Below are 18,289 nucleotides of genomic sequence, written 5' to 3'. Positions count from 1 at the left end.
TAAAGCGATGTTGGGTCAGGGAGCGACAGTCAGGAGAGTCCTATAGGGCCAAAGGAAAGTCACATAATGGCAGTAGGACTCCCCCTACAAAATGGCCCGTACGCCGTTATTTCCCAACCTGATAGTGGGGGTAGTACTCGAGGGTAAAGCCGCCATTGAACTGGGCTGACGTGTTGTTGCAGAGGTTGATGACCGTATCGATTGCCGTGCGCAAACACGGCTCGGTCCATCCAGCGTCAACTGAGAAGGACTCGCCAGCCAGATACAGCCCTGAGCGCGCACTCAGGTCTCGGTTGTATTTCATCAGGTTTACAGCATCAAAGTAGGTACCTGCCCTATACAACTTCGCACACCCGAGCGCATTTCGGTCTGTGATCCAACGCTGTATGCAAATATTTCGAGTATCGACGTAAGGCGAAATAGCCTCCCCCACATTGGTGCAGCGTAGAAGGATCCGATCAAGCTCCTTCAGGCATTTGCTCGCCAACTCCGCATCAGAAAAGGCTGCCAGTTTGGTCGCGTCATCTTCCCAGGTATAACTGAGGAGAATGCAGTCATCTGGATAGCTATCGTTGTACCGATAGGCATAGACATCGTGCACAAAGCTATCGGTAATCAGAATTTGCGGCATCGGCTTGTGGTCGAGGAAACTTTTCTTCAACGGTGCATAGACCTTGCAACTGGTCTCCCAATGGGCATGCTTCCAGGCATCGATAATCGGCTGCGGCAACATCTGGCGGGTGAAGCCGCTGAGGTTGATGTTGGTTTCGATCAGCCATGACGGAGTGGTCATGATCACGCTGTCGAAGTCTTCATACTCGGTGCTCTCGTGTAACGGATCACTGCATCGCCAACGATATCCGACCCGAACACGGCCATCTTCCAGCTTCTGCACCGCACACACGGACGTATCTGTCAGTAGCCCATCATTTGTTTTCAGAAGATGTTCATATAGCGAAATCCCACCCATGCCGACGTCCAGGTGCAAAAGGCTTTCGTCGAGGGCCGCAAGTCCGAGATAGGCTGGCCCTTGAAACGGCAATCCCCTGCTATCAGGGACATTGTTTGCTTCAAGATGCGGCGCAGTGTAAGGCACCCCTCTTGAATCCACACGGCCATGCACCAACTGCAAATGACTGCTGAAGCCAAAGATTGCCGTACGTAGCGGGTACAGGCAGCAAACATCATAAAATGCTCCCCAGCTGCCATCGCCAATACCGATTGCATAGAAAATGGCTGACTCGTCACTGCTCATGCCCAAACCGCCAAAGTCACCAGGGTTTTCAGGATCCCAGGCAGCAAGGGCGGGCAAATGCACCAGATCCCTGAACGACAGTCGATGATAGCGTTCGACGATTTCCCGCCATAGCGACTCCCAGCTTGACGTGCCATAAACCGCGGCAACATGTTCAGCAAATTGCTGAGCAAAATTGCGCCATTTCTCGTAGACCTGTTGCAAGATTGCCGAAGGAGGTGGGGTTTCGCCTGACGGATTACGCCAGATCAAAAGACCCGGGTCACCTTCCCCTTCTAATTGACCTTCACGAAGATAAATCCCCGTGGCATTCACCCAAGGTGTACCTGGGTTAGGGAAGTCAGAAATCCGCAGCTCGAACAGCTTTGCGTAATGGGCCATAAGCGAGCGCCCCTCTTTAGGCGACTCTCCAGTCCTATTGAAGAACGGCATGCGCATCGCCCCCATTTCAAAAGGGGTTGCAGGTTGCTTGTGGCTTGCTGAGCTGTTCACGACCGTCAGGTGTCGCCCGCCTACACGCCGGGACTGCTCAATCAAGGTGATACGGTTGAAACCACAGCGCAATAACTCGCGGGCAGCAGTCAGCCCGGTAACTCCGGCACCGACGATGCAAATGCGGTGATCGGGTTGTGTGGCACGTGCGACGCCGCCCTCTTGTTCGAGAAGCCGGCGGTAGTCGAAGCAGAGATCCGGGGGATTAGGGAAACGCGCGGCCCACGGCTGCGTGGGCAGTAATGGGTCGATGGCCAGATCGGCAGGATGGTTGTGTGTTGAACCAATAGTCATGTTCTCGTGTTCTCCATGAGTAGAGAACCTGAGAATGATCAATTGCGAGAGGCGTAAAGTGGTTGCTATGCACCACCCGACGGCACCTACAGGATCGTGAGATACCTGTAGGTGCCGCCTTGCAGCGATCAGGGCGTCAGGGCTTACACCGCCAGGGCGCGCTCACGCAGCTCGCTGTTGAGGATGCGGTCGTTCTCGCTGTAATCGACCGGGCAGTCGATCACGTGCACACCTGGGGTCTTGATGCAGTGCTCCAGCAGCGGCAGCAGGCCTTCGGCACTTTCCACGCGGTGGCCGTTGGCGCCGTAGGCTTCGGCATATTTGACGAAGTCCGGGTTGCCGTAGTCCAGGCCGAAATCGGTGAAGCCCATGTTGGCCTGCTTCCAGCGGATCATGCCGTAGCCGTCGTCACGCAGGATCACCACGGTGATGTGCATGCCCAGACGTACTGCAGTTTCCAGTTCCTGGCTGTTCATCATGAAGCCGCCGTCGCCACACACCGAGATTACCGGGCGGTCCGGGTGCACCAGGTGCGCAGCCATTGCCGATGGCAGGCCGGCGCCCATGGTCGCCAGGGCGTTGTCCAGCAGCACGGTGTTTGGCTTGTGCGCTTTGTAGTTGCGGGCGAACCAGATCTTGTAGATGCCGTTGTCCAGGGCGACGATGCCTTCGGACGGCAGTACACGACGGATGTCAGCCACCATGCGCTGTGGGTAGACCGGGAAGCGGTCGTCGTCGGCGCCTTCGGCGATCTGTGCTTCGTTGGCTTCACGGATGGCCATCAGGCGGGTGAAGTCCCAGTGCGACGTGTCGTTCAGTGCTTCACTGATCTGCCACACGGCGTTGGCGATGTCGCCAATCACTTCTACTTGCGGGAAGTACACGGCATCGACTTCGGCAGCGCGGAAGTTGATGTGGATGACTTCGGTGCCGCCACGGACCATGAAGAACGGTGGCTTCTCGATCACATCGTGGCCGATGTTGATGATCAGGTCGGCGGCTTCGACAGCGCGGTGAACGAAGTCGCCCGACGACAGCGCCGCGTTGCCGAGGAAGCGCGGGTGGCGCTCGTCGACCACGCCTTTACCCATCTGGGTGGTGATGAACGGGATGCCGGTCTTGTCGATCAGTTGCTTGAGGACCTTGGCGGTCATCTTGCGGTTGGCACCGGCACCGATCACCAGGATCGGGTTACGCGCGTTCTGCAGTTTTTCGACGGCAGCTTCGATGGCCACATGCTCGGCCAGCGGGCGGCGGTGCAGGCTGCGCGGGATCGGCAGCGCGTCGGTCTGCTCGGCGGCGATGTCCTCCGGCAGCTCCAGGTGCACCGCACCCGGCTTTTCTTCTTCGGCCAGGCGGAAGGCTTCGCGCATGCGGGCCGGGATGTTGTCGGCCGAGGCGAACTGGTGGGTGTACTTGGTGATGGGGTCCATCATGCCGCACACGTCAATGATCTGGAAGCGACCCTGCTTGGACTTCTTGATCGGCTTCTGCCCGGTGATCATCATCATCGGCATGCCGCCCAGATAGGCGTAGGCGCTGGCGGTCACCAGGTTGGTGGCACCAGGGCCGAGGGTCGACAGGCTGACGCCGGTCTTGCCGGTCAGACGACCGTAGGTGGCAGCCATGAAACCTGCAGACTGCTCGTGACGGGTCAGTACCAGCTTGATCTTCGACTTGCGCAGGGATTCGAGCAGGTCGAGGTTTTCCTCACCGGGAATGCCGAATACATACTCGACACCTTCGTTTTCCAGGCATTGCACAACGACATCGGCGGCCTTGGCCATCTTGCTTGCTACCTCAAGTGATGGGACGGGGAAGTCCAGAAATGCGCAGCACGGTACGCTGGCATCGCCAGGTCCAGGAGCAAAAGTGCCCCGAACCAAAGTCTTGACGTAGGGGGGATGCGGGAAAGTCACGTTAATGCCGCGTTGAGGCCATTCTAACCTGGCTTCGCACCATCCTCTGTAGGAGCGGGTTTACCCGCGAACACCGGCGAAGCCGGTGCCATCTCCGCTCTCGAGCAGGTCCAGTTTTTTGCCCACAAAGACAAAAACCCCTACCTGCATGCGCAGATAGGGGTTTTGCGAAATGAATCTTGACGATGACCTACTCTCACATGGGGAAACCCCACACTACCATCGGCGATGCATCGTTTCACTACTGAGTTCGGGATGGGATCAGGTGGTTCCAATGCTCTATGGTCGTCAAGAAATTCTGTTGCCAGAATGTCCAGATGGACAGCCCAGCGAATTCGGATATGCGATATTTGTGGTCTTACGAATTTTCGGGTCTTTCGTCTTCACCACCGCAATCTGCGTCAGCAAATTGCTTGGGTGTTATATGGTCAAGCCTCACGGGCAATTAGTATTGGTTAGCTCAACGCCTCACAGCGCTTACACACCCAACCTATCAACGTCGTAGTCTTCGACGGCCCTTTAGGGGATTCAAGATCCCAGTGAGATCTCATCTTGAGGCAAGTTTCCCGCTTAGATGCTTTCAGCGGTTATCTCTTCCGAACATAGCTACCCGGCAATGCCACTGGCGTGACAACCGGAACACCAGAGGTTCGTCCACTCCGGTCCTCTCGTACTAGGAGCAGCCCCTCTCAAATCTCAAACGTCCACGGCAGATAGGGACCGAACTGTCTCACGACGTTCTAAACCCAGCTCGCGTACCACTTTAAATGGCGAACAGCCATACCCTTGGGACCGGCTTCAGCCCCAGGATGTGATGAGCCGACATCGAGGTGCCAAACACCGCCGTCGATATGAACTCTTGGGCGGTATCAGCCTGTTATCCCCGGAGTACCTTTTATCCGTTGAGCGATGGCCCTTCCATACAGAACCACCGGATCACTAAGACCTACTTTCGTACCTGCTCGACGTGTTTGTCTCGCAGTCAAGCGCGCTTTTGCCTTTATACTCTACGACCGATTTCCGACCGGTCTGAGCGCACCTTCGTACTCCTCCGTTACTCTTTGGGAGGAGACCGCCCCAGTCAAACTACCCACCATACACTGTCCTCGATCCGGATAACGGACCTGAGTTAGAACCTCAAAGTTGCCAGGGTGGTATTTCAAGGATGGCTCCATGAGAACTGGCGTCCCCACTTCAAAGCCTCCCACCTATCCTACACAAGCAAATTCAAAGTCCAGTGCAAAGCTATAGTAAAGGTTCACGGGGTCTTTCCGTCTAGCCGCGGATACACTGCATCTTCACAGCGATTTCAATTTCACTGAGTCTCGGGTGGAGACAGCGCCGCCATCGTTACGCCATTCGTGCAGGTCGGAACTTACCCGACAAGGAATTTCGCTACCTTAGGACCGTTATAGTTACGGCCGCCGTTTACCGGGGCTTCGATCAAGAGCTTCGCTTGCGCTAACCCCATCAATTAACCTTCCGGCACCGGGCAGGCGTCACACCCTATACGTCCACTTTCGTGTTTGCAGAGTGCTGTGTTTTTAATAAACAGTCGCAGCGGCCTGGTATCTTCGACCGGCATGGGCTTACGGAGCAAGTCCTTCACCCTCGCCGGCGCACCTTCTCCCGAAGTTACGGTGCCATTTTGCCTAGTTCCTTCACCCGAGTTCTCTCAAGCGCCTTGGTATTCTCTACCTAACCACCTGTGTCGGTTTGGGGTACGGTTCCCAGTTATCTGAAGCTTAGGAGCTTTTCTTGGAAGCATGGTATCAACCACTTCGTCGCCTGAAGGCAACTCGTCATCAGCTCTCGGCCTTGAAATCCCGGATTTGCCTAAGATTTCAGCCTACCACCTTAAACCTGGACAACCAACGCCAGGCTGGCCTAACCTTCTCCGTCCCTCCATCGCAATAACTGGAAGTACAGGAATATTAACCTGTTTTCCATCGACTACGCTTTTCAGCCTCGCCTTAGGGACCGACTAACCCTGCGTCGATTAACGTTGCGCAGGAAACCTTGGTCTTTCGGCGTGCGAGTTTTTCACTCGCATTGTCGTTACTCATGTCAGCATTCGCACTTCTGATACCTCCAGCAAGCTTCTCAACTCACCTTCACAGGCTTACAGAACGCTCCTCTACCGCATCATCATAAGATGATACCCGTAGCTTCGGTGCATGGTTTGAGCCCCGTTACATCTTCCGCGCAGGCCGACTCGACTAGTGAGCTATTACGCTTTCTTTAAAGGGTGGCTGCTTCTAAGCCAACCTCCTAGCTGTCTAAGCCTTCCCACATCGTTTCCCACTTAACCATGACTTTGGGACCTTAGCTGACGGTCTGGGTTGTTTCCCTTTTCACGACGGACGTTAGCACCCGCCGTGTGTCTCCCATGCTCGGCACTTGTAGGTATTCGGAGTTTGCATCGGTTTGGTAAGTCGGGATGACCCCCTAGCCGAAACAGTGCTCTACCCCCTACAGTGATACATGAGGCGCTACCTAAATAGCTTTCGAGGAGAACCAGCTATCTCCGAGCTTGATTAGCCTTTCACTCCGATCCACAGGTCATCCGCTAACTTTTCAACGGTAGTCGGTTCGGTCCTCCAGTCAGTGTTACCTAACCTTCAACCTGCCCATGGATAGATCGCCCGGTTTCGGGTCTATACCCAGCGACTAAACGCCCTATTAAGACTCGCTTTCGCTACGCCTCCCCTATTCGGTTAAGCTCGCCACTGAATATAAGTCGCTGACCCATTATACAAAAGGTACGCAGTCACCTAACAAAGTAGGCTCCCACTGCTTGTACGCATACGGTTTCAGGTTCTATTTCACTCCCCTCTCCGGGGTTCTTTTCGCCTTTCCCTCACGGTACTGGTTCACTATCGGTCAGTCAGTAGTATTTAGCCTTGGAGGATGGTCCCCCCATATTCAGACAAAGTTTCTCGTGCTCCGTCCTACTCGATTTCATTGATAAGAGATTTTCGTGTACGGGGCTATCACCCACTATGGCCGCACTTTCCAGAGCGTTCCACTAATCTCAAATCAACTTAAGGGCTGGTCCCCGTTCGCTCGCCACTACTAAGGGAATCTCGGTTGATTTCTTTTCCTCAGGGTACTTAGATGTTTCAGTTCCCCTGGTTCGCCTCTTGCACCTATGTATTCAGTACAAGATAACCAGCTTGTGCTGGCTGGGTTCCCCCATTCAGAGATCTCTGGATCACAGTCTGTTTGCCGACTCCCCAAAGCTTATCGCAGGCTACCACGTCTTTCATCGCCTCTGACTGCCAAGGCATCCACCGTATGCGCTTCTTCACTTGACCATATAACCCCAAGCAATCTGGTTATACTGTGAAGACGACATTCGCCGAAAATTCGTACGTTGCTCTTTCGAGCAGAACTCACAAATTTTACCTTAGCCTGATCCACCAGCAGTGAAACTGGTGTTCAGTCTATATCTATCACATATCCGAATTTTTAAAGAACGATCTGACAAAAGCCAGAAATCAACATTCGAAGCGAATGCTCATTTCCAGGTTCTGACCAGGAAAAACGTCTTCGACAATGAATCAAGCAATTCGTGTGGGAGCTCATCAGCAGGCTGATGTCGTCGATTAAGGAGGTGATCCAGCCGCAGGTTCCCCTACGGCTACCTTGTTACGACTTCACCCCAGTCATGAATCACACCGTGGTAACCGTCCCCCCGAAGGTTAGACTAGCTACTTCTGGTGCAACCCACTCCCATGGTGTGACGGGCGGTGTGTACAAGGCCCGGGAACGTATTCACCGCGACATTCTGATTCGCGATTACTAGCGATTCCGACTTCACGCAGTCGAGTTGCAGACTGCGATCCGGACTACGATCGGTTTTGTGAGATTAGCTCCACCTCGCGGCTTGGCAACCCTCTGTACCGACCATTGTAGCACGTGTGTAGCCCAGGCCGTAAGGGCCATGATGACTTGACGTCATCCCCACCTTCCTCCGGTTTGTCACCGGCAGTCTCCTTAGAGTGCCCACCATAACGTGCTGGTAACTAAGGACAAGGGTTGCGCTCGTTACGGGACTTAACCCAACATCTCACGACACGAGCTGACGACAGCCATGCAGCACCTGTGTCAGAGTTCCCGAAGGCACCAATCCATCTCTGGAAAGTTCTCTGCATGTCAAGGCCTGGTAAGGTTCTTCGCGTTGCTTCGAATTAAACCACATGCTCCACCGCTTGTGCGGGCCCCCGTCAATTCATTTGAGTTTTAACCTTGCGGCCGTACTCCCCAGGCGGTCAACTTAATGCGTTAGCTGCGCCACTAAAATCTCAAGGATTCCAACGGCTAGTTGACATCGTTTACGGCGTGGACTACCAGGGTATCTAATCCTGTTTGCTCCCCACGCTTTCGCACCTCAGTGTCAGTATCAGTCCAGGTGGTCGCCTTCGCCACTGGTGTTCCTTCCTATATCTACGCATTTCACCGCTACACAGGAAATTCCACCACCCTCTACCGTACTCTAGCTTGCCAGTTTTGGATGCAGTTCCCAGGTTGAGCCCGGGGCTTTCACATCCAACTTAACAAACCACCTACGCGCGCTTTACGCCCAGTAATTCCGATTAACGCTTGCACCCTCTGTATTACCGCGGCTGCTGGCACAGAGTTAGCCGGTGCTTATTCTGTCGGTAACGTCAAAACAGCAAGGTATTAGCTTACTGCCCTTCCTCCCAACTTAAAGTGCTTTACAATCCGAAGACCTTCTTCACACACGCGGCATGGCTGGATCAGGCTTTCGCCCATTGTCCAATATTCCCCACTGCTGCCTCCCGTAGGAGTCTGGACCGTGTCTCAGTTCCAGTGTGACTGATCATCCTCTCAGACCAGTTACGGATCGTCGCCTTGGTGAGCCATTACCCCACCAACTAGCTAATCCGACCTAGGCTCATCTGATAGCGCAAGGCCCGAAGGTCCCCTGCTTTCTCCCGTAGGACGTATGCGGTATTAGCGTTCCTTTCGAAACGTTGTCCCCCACTACCAGGCAGATTCCTAGGCATTACTCACCCGTCCGCCGCTGAATCAAGGAGCAAGCTCCCGTCATCCGCTCGACTTGCATGTGTTAGGCCTGCCGCCAGCGTTCAATCTGAGCCATGATCAAACTCTTCAGTTCAATACTGCTTGGGTTTTTAAGAAACCCTAAACTTGGCTCAGCAATCTCAAATGACTATGTGATTTCTCGCATGGCCACTTGTGATGCTGATAATCTTTTTGACTATCAGTCCGTACTCACAAGCACCCACACGAATTGCTTGATTCGATTTGTTAAAGAGCGTTTGGTTAAGAGCTTTTCGTCTCAACCGAGGCGCGCATTCTACGCTTTCCTCAGAGCCTGTCAAGCGTTTATTTTGAAGTTTTTTACTACCGCTTTCTTTCGAAAGCTAACAACTTCAACAACTTACCGCTTGCCCCGAAGCGTTCATCGCTGCGAGGAGGCGAATAATACGCGCTTTGAAATCAGAGTCAACACCTTGTTCTGAAAAACTTTTCCAACACCGTTTTGCCGCTAACCGGCAACTAATGAAAGCGCCGTGGATCTGTAAAGAAACACACCACGGAGCGTAGCGGCCATGAGCAATGGGCAAAGCGAGAAAACCCCCGGCCTCTCTGCAGATGAAGAGCAGGAGGTCAGCCACAGCCAACCGCCACGGGCGGCAGTGCTGCACGAAATCATTCGCTACCAGGGCGACCAGGAGCTGGAACGTACACTTGCCGCGTTGTGGTGGTCGGCACTTGCCGCCGGCCTGTCCATGGGGCTGTCGTTGATGGCCATGGGGCTATTCTACGCCCGCCTGCCAGAAGGCGATGGTGCCCAGGTGGTTGCCAGCATCGGCTACAGTGCGGGCTTTCTTGCCGTGATCCTGGCCCGCCAGCAACTGTTCACCGAGAATACGCTCACCGCGGTGCTGCCCGTCATGACCGCCCCTACGCTGGCCAACTTCGGACGCCTGCTACGCCTCTGGGGCGTGGTGTTGCTTGGCAACCTGGCAGGTACCCTGCTGGTGGCCTGGGTGATGCTGGAACTGCCGATATTCGACAGCAAGACCGATGTGGCATTCCTGGAGGTCGGTCGCAAGGTAATGAAGAACGACATCAGCCAGATGTTCGCCAAGGGCATAGTCTCAGGCTGGATGATTGCCACCATGGTCTGGATGATCCCTTCAATGGAGCACGCCAAGATCTGGATCATTCTGATGATCACCTACCTGATGGCCCTTGGCGATTTCACTCATATAGTAGTGGGGTCAGTCGAAGTGTCCTACCTGGTGTGGGCTGGCGACGAAACCTGGAGCCGCTTCTGGCTGGAATTTGCACTGCCGACGCTGGCGGGCAACATCATCGGTGGCAGTTTCATCTTCGCCTTGATCAGCCATGCACAAGTGCGCAGTGACAGTGGCAAACCACCCTCGCGGCTTCTGAACGACGACCAGCCCCGGTCCGCGCGCAGCAGACATGAGCACAAATGATACTCAGCGTGCCGCTACGGTGAGTTCATGCCCCTGGTCCTGCTCACTCACAGGCCAGGGGCTACCCATCCGTTTGCCCGTCATGCGGTGAGTCCAGGTTGCCTCGCCCCCGCCTGCGAGTGCTCAGTCGTACCTGAGCCTGGTTATCAACTGCCCCACCGTGATCGAATCAACCGTGAATTGGCTTGCAAGGTCATTTCTCGCCGGTGACACACTGTTCAACAATATTCATGCGTGTTATGCGATGAACGGTACACCGACAGAAAACTGTGAGCACTATGGATAACCGCAACGGCAAAGGACTTTCATTCGTCAAGCGCATCTACCTGCCGCGGGTCATTGGCCTGGGAATCGGTCTGTTCACTGTCATGGCGGCCATTGCGCCGCTGTCGCCCCCCTCCTGGGCATGGCTGCTGTTACTGTTCAATGGTCTACTGTGGCCGCACGTGGCCTACCTGTGGGCTGCCCGCTCGACAACGCCTTACCAGTCGGAACAGCGCAACCTCCTGCTGGACTCCCTGATGGGCGGGTTCTGGACCGCCGCCATGCACTTCAACCCGCTGCCCAGCGTGACCGTGCTGGCGATGATGACGATGAACAACGTCGCCGCCGGCGGCAAGCGCATGGTCTTTCGCGGGGTGCTGGCGCAACTGGCTGGCATGCTCGCCGCCATCCTGCTGCTCGGCCCTGGCTTGCAATTGACCGCCACGCCCCTGCAGGTCTATGCGTGCCTGCCCATGCTGGCGCTGTACCCGCTGGCTTTGGGCTGGGTGTGCTACCAGCTTGCGATCAAGCTGGGCGACCACAAGCGCCGGCTGAGCGCCCTGAGCCTGACCGACAGCCTGACCGGGCTGTTCAACCACGGTGCCTGGAAGGACCTGCTGCAGCTCAAGTTCCAGGCGTGCAAGCAACAACAGGGGCACGCGGTGATTGCCCTGATCGACATCGATCACTTCAAGACCATCAACGACACCTTTGGCCATGTGGTCGGCGACTGTGTACTGCGCCAGCTCAGTGCTGAGCTGCGGCGCAGTTTGCGCGAGGGCGACCAGGCCGGGCGTTACGGCGGCGACGAATTCTGCGTGATCATGCCCGAAACCAGCGAAGCCCAGGCCTGCCAAGCCATGGAGCGTCTGCGCGAGCGGGTTTCCAGCTACCGCAACCCACAGTTACCGCACCTGCGCATCAGCCTGAGTATCGGCCTGTCGCCCTTCCAGGCCAGCCTCGAGTCCCCCGAGCACTGGCTCGAACAGGCAGACAAGGCGCTGTACATCGCCAAGCACGCTGGCCGCGATCAGGTCAATTTTGCCCGCGGTGAAGCTGCCACGCTCAGGCTGGCCTATCCTGATTGAACCTCCTTCCTGACTGACTGGCGGGAGGTTGCCTGAAGGAGTCGCTCGCGCATGGCCAGGACCGCCAAGCTTTCACCCGCTAGCCCTACACCGCGCTTTCAGGTACGCCACCTCATTGCCGGTTTCAGCGCAGTGTTCGGCCTGGCTTGCCTGGTCATTCTCGGCGCTCTGTTCAATATCGCCCGCACGCTCGACCAACAGGAGCGCGAGCGTAGCGCCTTCCATGCGACCCAGGCGCTGGAACAACGGCTGCTCGCCTCGCGCCAGTTTCTGTCCAGCTATGCCGTATGGGATGCAGCCTTCGAGCACCTGTCGGGCCAAGCCGACTGGCAATGGGCCTACGAGGAAAAGAACGTAGGCGAGTCGCTGTACAGCGCCAGCGGCTACGAAGGGGTGTTCGTAGTGGAAAACGACCGCACCACCTATGCCTTGTTCAAAGGCCAGCCCAGCCAGGCAGGCGCTGACAGCTATATAGACACACCGCTGCAGCCGATCATCGAACAGGCCCGCGCGGCGGCGATTTCACGCGAGCAGGTCACCCGTTTCGTGCTGTTCAATGGCTGGCCGGCCGCACTCAGTGCAGCAGCCGTGCGCCCGGACCGGGAGGTTACCGACAGCGAGGTGAGCCAGGCGCCGGTCATGCTGTTCATTGACCAGCTCACCGAAAGCAAACTGGCGCAGTTGGGCAAAGGCGCCGGCCTGACCGGCATGCACGTGGAAAAGGAGGATATGCAGGATCACAACCACCTGCGCATCGACCTGGGCGACACCGGCTACCATCTGACCTGGAACAGCCCGCTGCCGGGGCAGCAGATGCTGTGGGCAGTGTTGCCCGCACTGTTGTGCGCGCTACTGATACTTGGGCTGGTGATGCTGTACCTGTTCCGCCATGCCTTGCGCAGCTCCCGGGCAATCGGCCTCACGCTCGTGCATCTGCAACAAAGCAACCAGGCCCTGGAGGCCAGCGAGCAGCGCTTCCGGGCGGTGGCCGAGTCGGCATCCGACTGGATCTGGGAAACCGACCGGCAACAACGCCTGACCTACCTGTCGCAACGCTTCGCCAACGTCACCGGCTACCCGGTAGACGGCTGGCTGGGCCACCCGCTCAACCAGTTGCTGGCCTGCGATACCACGCCGCTGTCACCCTGGCTGGACGCCCTGACTACGGCCGAGCCACAGCAATTGGCCAACCTGCGCTGCACTTACCGCGACCAGAATGGCCAGAACCGCTACTGCCGGATATCCGCCCGCGCTATCTGGCGCGATGGCAAGGCCATCGGTTTTCGGGGTACCGCCAGCGATATCACCGACGAAGTCGACGCCCATGCGCGCATCCAGCACCTTTCGCTGCACGACCCACTGACCGGGCTGGCCAACCGCAACAAGCTCGCCCGGCACCTGGAGCAGGCCTTGTTGCGCGGCAGTGACTCGCCGCCGCTGACCTTGTTGCTGCTGGACCTGGACAACTTCAAGCCGATCAACGACTCGCTCGGTCATGCTGCCGGAGATGCCGTGCTGCAAGAAGTGGCAACGCGCCTGCGCGACACCACCCGCGATGGCGACCTGGTCGCGCGCCTGGGCGGCGACGAGTTCATCCTGGTACTCAGCGGCATGGACAACAGCAGCGAGATCGACCGCTTCTGTGCGCGCCTGATCGGCCTGCTGCAGCAACCCATCGTCTTCGAAAACCAGCCGCTGCACATTGGTGCCAGCATTGGTGTTGCCCAGACGCGCAACCAGGGCTTCGATGCATGTGAGCTGATCCGCTGCGCCGACATCGCCCTGTACCAGGCCAAGGCCGATGGAAAGAACACATGGCGCTACTTCGTTGCCGAAATGAACCAGCAGATCCAGTACCGCCGCCAGTTGGAGAACGACCTGCGCCGGGCCCTGCGCAATGAGGAGTTCGAGTTGCATTACCAGCCGCGCTACCGCCTCGACGACCTGCGTATCGTCGCGGTCGAGGCCTTGGTGCGCTGGCGGCATCCTCAGGAAGGGTTGCTGGGGCCGGACACCTTCATCCCGTTGGCCGAGCAGAGCGACATCATTGTTGCGCTGGGCCGCTGGGTGCTTCGCGAAGCTTGCCGCACTGCCCATGACTGGCCGGCCGACGTGCTGGTTTCGGTCAACCTGTCGCCTGCCCAGTTCTTGCGCAGCGATGTGGTAGCGGACGTGCGCGAAACTTTGCTCGACACGGCCTTCCCCGCCCAACGCCTGGAACTGGAAATTACCGAGAACGTGATGCTCAACGATATCGAAGGCGCATTAGGCACCATGCTGTCGCTCAAGGAGCTAGGGGTGCGCCTGAACATGGATGATTTCGGCACCGGCTATTCGTCGTTGGGCTACCTGCGTACCTACCCGTTCGACAGCATCAAGATCGACAAGCGCTTCATCAGCGGCCTGAACAACAACGGCGGCAGCGACCGCGCTGTGGTCCAGGCCATCATCAACCTGGGCGAAGCGATGGGGCTGACAGTGACAGCCGAAGGCGTGGAAAGCGAACATCAACTCAAGTCGCTGGAAAAGGACCGCTGCCATGAAGTGCAAGGCTATTACCTGAGCAAGCCCCTGGACAGCGCCGGGTTGACGGCGTTGTTGCACCAACCCTCCCAAAACACTGCACAGCCTTTGTAGACCCGGCCTTGCTCCTAAACAGACTGGGTGCGCTGCTGCAGGCTGCGCTGCGCCACGATTTCAGGCAGATCACAGCGGCGAAGGTAGGCGCGCAGCGGTTCACCAATGTTCAAGCGGTCATCCACATGCTGATCCAGCAAAAGCGACAGCCGTTCGCGGCACAACGCCATGCGCTGCCCTTGCTCGGGCCGCCAGACAAACTCGCTGCAGGGGGTGATACTGGCGTCGGCCACGTCCATGCCGAACGCGTCCTCGGAGAAACGCACGATATGAACACCGCGCTTGCCGTGAAAGCCGACAAAGCCCTTTAGCTGATCGGCGGCGTTGCAGATATCCTGGGAAGTGATGGCCATGACGTAACCTCGCAATGAAATCGGAAGATACGCACGCCAGGCGGGAAAAGGGTTGCCTCTGTCGGGCAACTCACAACGGCAGCCTAACGCAACTGGCGGGCCGATCGCCAAGTTTTTTCGTGTTTGCCCGACGTCGTCGGCGTACTGGAGTTGGACTGCCTTCACCACACGACCCGGCTGTACCGCTTCGAACGTTACATTTCTGTCTTTGAGGCAGCACCATCACTGCGGGTCGCGGTCCTCGTGCACTTGCACACTCGCCGTCATCCCCGCACTCAAGGTCAGCCCTTCCGGCACCTGATCCAGGCGAATCCTCACCGGTATGCGCTGGGCCAGTCGCACCCAGTTGAAGGTCGGCTCTACCTCCGGCAGCAACTGGCTGTCCGGGTTGCTGTTGCGGTCGGTGATGCCGCGGCTGATGCTCTCCACGTGCCCCTGCATCGGTTCACCCGTGCCCATCAGCCACACCTTCACAGTGTCCCCAACGCGAATGCGCGGCAACTTGGTTTCCTCGAAATAGGCCTGGATGTAGAACGTCGAATCATCCACCAGCGCCATCACCGACTCCCCGGTGTTCACATAATTGCCCTCGGCCAGACGCAGATTGGTGATATGCCCGCTGCGCGGGGCCCGCACTTCACTGCGCGCCAGGTTGATCCTGGCCACCTGCAACTGCGCCTCGGCTTCATGCAGCTCGCCACGTGCGATGGCGGCATTGATCTGGGCGTTTTCACGCAACTCGGCACTGATCGCCTCTGGCCCCAAAGCAGTACGCCGGGCTGCTTCACGCTCGCGCAAGCGCAGTTGCTGGGCGCGGGTCTCGGTCACCGCGCTGGCCTGATCGAACGCGGCCTGGAAGCGCTCGCGGTCAATGCTCATCAACAGGTCGCCAGCCTTGACCTGCTGGTTGTCATGGACCTTGAGTTCACGAACCCAGCCAGACACATCAGGTGCGATCACCACCACATCGGCGCGCACACGGGCATCGCGCGTCCATGGGGTGAGCATGTAGTACTGCCACAGCTGGTAGCCGGCCAACACGGCCAGGGCCACCACACACAGGGTCACCAGAATACGTACGGCCGCACGCATCGAAACACTCCTTTATAAAGTCCCAGACAGACGTACCACCAGGAACAACACACAGACGAACAGCGCAGCGTCGAACAGCGCTTCATGCCAGATCCAGCGCCCCAACGGTGTGGCATGCACCACCAGGCGCAGCAGGCCGGTGAGCAGCAGCGCCAACAACACATAAAGCAAAAACGGGCTGAGCAGCACACCGCCCACTTCCCACTCACACAAACCCATGGGTGTCCTCCTGCCAGCGGCACCATTTGCCCCAGCTTTTCTGCAATTGCAGTACCGCCCCCTCGGCCAGGCGAAGCGGGTCGCTGGCTGGCAGCCGACGCAAGGCCGCAATGAACTGCTCACTGGCAGCATCCAGCAGCTGCCCACGCCCGGCAGCAGGCCCTTTGGCCAGCGCTGCCTCCACGTGTTGCAGGTACTCGCGCTCGGCCCGCCCCAAAGGGGCCTGTGCGACCGCCAGGCACATGCGCAGGTGTACCAGTTCATCGCCGATATCCAGCCCGTGCAGGCCGTCATCCCAACGTTTGCGTTCGCCTTCCGGTAATTCACTGGCATGCCGCGCCAGTTGCATCAGCCGGTCGGCCATGCGCCCGCCAAACCAGCTGTCAGCCCCGCGCAGGTCGCGCCGAGTCAGGCGCACCAGGTCGTTCTGCGTTGCAGCACGCAAGCGCCGGCCCAGCCAGGCCGGATGGCGGAACACCAGTAAGCGAAAGGCCATGACCGCTGCCGACACCCCCACCAGCATGGCCAGGGCACTGTTCAGCATGGTCGCCACGCCGAACTGCATGGCGTTGAGCGGCGACACCAGCACAATGAAGTGCAGGCAATAGGAAGTGGCCGTAGCCCCGGTACGCGGATGGGCCATGCCCAGTGCACCAAGAAACAGTGGCACGCCCATGCCCAGGCAGAGCATGGCGAAGCTGCTCCATTGCGGCAGCATGATCTGCCCGACCACAAACGCCGCCGGTATCGCCAGGAATATCCCGCGCAGGAAACTCAGGCCGATCTGTGCGCCGTTCTCGCGACTGGCGAACAGGCTGCAGACCACGCAGGTCAGCACCAGGCCACCGGGGGCCGAAGGCCAGGCCGTGGCCAGCCAGAAACCACTCATTACCAGGAAGGCCAGCGCGCTGCGCGAGCCGAACAGCAAGGCCAGCGACCAGTCTCGGTGCGCGGCCAGCCCCTGGGACACGTCCTTGGGCGCCCTGCCCGCCTCCACATCCTCAAGTGCCTGGCTGGCGGCCATGGCATAGTCCAATAGCAGGGCCATGCGCGCCAGGCAGAAGTGCTCCGCCGAACTGATTTGCTCATCGTGGGCGGCATCCCAGATTCGCTGACGCAACAACAGCAGGCTGGGCTGATCGGGTTGGGCCAGCAGCGTGCGCACTTCCTGCAACCAGGGCGTCAGATGCTCGACCTCACCCTCATCCAGTTGCCGCCACTGGCGGCGCACCGAACGGGAAATACGCAACAGCACCATCAGTTTCTGGCTAAGGCCACGAATGGCACGGGCACGTTGGCGCCCGCGATTGCCCTCGAACCAGGCATGTTCACGTTGGCTGTCGATGGCAACGATGCGCCCCAGGCTTTCCAGCAGGCCTTTACGCGCCTCGTCCTCTCCGCCCAGCATGGCGCTGGCGGCCTGCAGGCCGTTCTGCCAGGCCTGCCGCGCCTGCCCGCCCAGTTGCTGCTCGACCCGCATGGGCCAGAGCAAGGCACTGCTGGCTGTTGCACAGAAAATACCCAGGCAGATCTCGGTACAGCGAGCCACGGCCTGGTCGAATACTTGCAGGGGGTGGTCAATGGCCGGCAAGGCAATGATCGCTGCGGTGTAGCCGGCCAGCACGAAGGCATAGGCCCAGGCGCTGCGCAACTGGGTGGACGCGGCGGTACACAGCGCCAGCCAAAGCGCCAAGGTAAGCAGAAACAGGCCGGGGGTCTGGGCGAACAGGCCGATGAACAGCACCGACATGACTGTGCCGACCAACGTGCCGGCCAACCGCGCCAAGCCTTTCTGCACCACCATGCCCGATAGCGGCTGGGCGACGATGAAAGCAGTCATCAATGCCCAGGAGGGTTGCTCCAGCCCCCAGCGCATCGCCAGCCACAACGCCAGGCCGCCCCCGAGCAGGGTCTTGATGGCAAACTTGAGGGCGAGGCTGCTGGGCGCGAACAGGGCCTGAAAGGTGATGGGCACGAGGCGGACCTTGCGGGGAAAAGTCTTGCTGAAAAGATAGACAATGATGAGCAGGATAAAGCGGAAACGATTAATTAGCTAGCTAATCATGTATATTCGATTTGCCTGCATTGAAAGGGACAGCTCAGACAGTAAAAAATGCAGGCAAAAAAAATGGGCGACCGAAGTCGCCCTAAATGCCTTGCGTGCTCGTGTACCCGG

General features: G+C 58.0%; 9 protein-coding genes and 3 rRNA genes. 3 read left to right on the top strand and 9 right to left on the bottom strand.

The annotated features are described in order from the left end of the window. Positions 1 to 106: 106 nt before the first annotated feature. The 5 genes from ACI7M0_RS05995 to ACI7M0_RS05975 all read right to left on the bottom strand — a co-directional run bounded on the left by ACI7M0_RS05995 (position 107) and on the right by ACI7M0_RS05975 (position 9,106). Positions 107 to 2,041, bottom strand: a complete 1,935-nt coding sequence (locus ACI7M0_RS05995) for an FAD-dependent oxidoreductase (protein WP_129933799.1) — start codon at positions 2,039 to 2,041, stop codon at positions 107 to 109. 143 nt (positions 2,042 to 2,184) lie between these two features. Next, entirely contained in the window at positions 2,185 to 3,828 is a 1,644-nt protein-coding gene (locus tag ACI7M0_RS05990) for an acetolactate synthase large subunit (RefSeq protein WP_023389386.1), read from the bottom strand. 309 nt (positions 3,829 to 4,137) lie between these two features. Continuing rightward, a 5S ribosomal RNA gene (rrf, locus tag ACI7M0_RS05985) occupies positions 4,138 to 4,253 on the bottom strand. 131 nt (positions 4,254 to 4,384) lie between these two features. Then, positions 4,385 to 7,277 (bottom strand): 23S ribosomal RNA (locus tag ACI7M0_RS05980). A gap of 292 nt (positions 7,278 to 7,569) precedes the next feature. Continuing rightward, positions 7,570 to 9,106: ribosomal RNA gene (locus ACI7M0_RS05975) — 16S ribosomal RNA — on the bottom strand. Together the 16S, 23S and 5S rRNA genes form the textbook arrangement of a ribosomal RNA operon. A 457-nt stretch (positions 9,107 to 9,563) precedes the next feature. On the opposite strand from ACI7M0_RS05975, the gene ACI7M0_RS05970 reads away from it, so the two are divergent. The 3 genes from ACI7M0_RS05970 to ACI7M0_RS05960 all read left to right on the top strand — a co-directional run bounded on the left by ACI7M0_RS05970 (position 9,564) and on the right by ACI7M0_RS05960 (position 14,449). After that, the gene (locus ACI7M0_RS05970) at positions 9,564 to 10,460 is read left to right on the top strand and encodes a formate/nitrite transporter family protein (protein ID WP_129932455.1); all 897 of its coding nucleotides are present in this window, start codon (positions 9,564 to 9,566) and stop codon (positions 10,458 to 10,460) included. A 278-nt stretch (positions 10,461 to 10,738) separates the two neighbouring features. Beyond that, positions 10,739 to 11,812, top strand: a complete 1,074-nt coding sequence (locus ACI7M0_RS05965) for a diguanylate cyclase (protein WP_129932478.1) — start codon at positions 10,739 to 10,741, stop codon at positions 11,810 to 11,812. A gap of 51 nt (positions 11,813 to 11,863) precedes the next feature. Continuing rightward, positions 11,864 to 14,449, top strand: coding sequence for an EAL domain-containing protein (locus tag ACI7M0_RS05960; RefSeq protein ID WP_129932456.1), 2,586 nt, complete (start codon positions 11,864 to 11,866; stop codon positions 14,447 to 14,449). A gap of 14 nt (positions 14,450 to 14,463) precedes the next feature. Here ACI7M0_RS05960 and ACI7M0_RS05955 read toward each other — a convergent pair whose 3' ends face one another. The 4 genes from ACI7M0_RS05955 to ACI7M0_RS05940 form a co-directional block, all read right to left on the bottom strand. Next, positions 14,464 to 14,802, bottom strand: a complete 339-nt coding sequence (locus tag ACI7M0_RS05955) for a DUF2025 family protein (protein WP_020191710.1) — start codon at positions 14,800 to 14,802, stop codon at positions 14,464 to 14,466. Positions 14,803 to 15,024: 222 nt separating this feature from the next. After that, positions 15,025 to 15,894: an HlyD family secretion protein gene (locus ACI7M0_RS05950; RefSeq protein WP_003254857.1), complete on the bottom strand. Its 870-nt coding sequence runs from the start codon at positions 15,892 to 15,894 to the stop codon at positions 15,025 to 15,027. A gap of 12 nt (positions 15,895 to 15,906) precedes the next feature. Continuing rightward, positions 15,907 to 16,113 (bottom strand): DUF1656 domain-containing protein, encoded by a 207-nt coding sequence (locus ACI7M0_RS05945; RefSeq protein WP_129932457.1) that lies wholly within the window; start codon positions 16,111 to 16,113, stop codon positions 15,907 to 15,909. Then, a complete protein-coding gene (locus ACI7M0_RS05940) occupies positions 16,100 to 18,088 on the bottom strand; it encodes an FUSC family protein (RefSeq protein WP_129932458.1) in 1,989 nt (662 codons plus the stop codon). The genes ACI7M0_RS05945 and ACI7M0_RS05940 overlap by 14 nt, the downstream gene beginning before the upstream one ends. Positions 18,089 to 18,289 lie beyond the last annotated feature (201 nt).

It is taken from the genome of Pseudomonas sp. 10(2024), assembly GCF_045164175.1.
In the GTDB taxonomy this organism is placed as follows: Bacteria; Pseudomonadota; Gammaproteobacteria; order Pseudomonadales; family Pseudomonadaceae; genus Aquipseudomonas; species Aquipseudomonas alloputida.
Note: the sequence above shows the minus strand (reverse complement) of the source record. Positions and strands in the feature narration are given on the sequence as shown.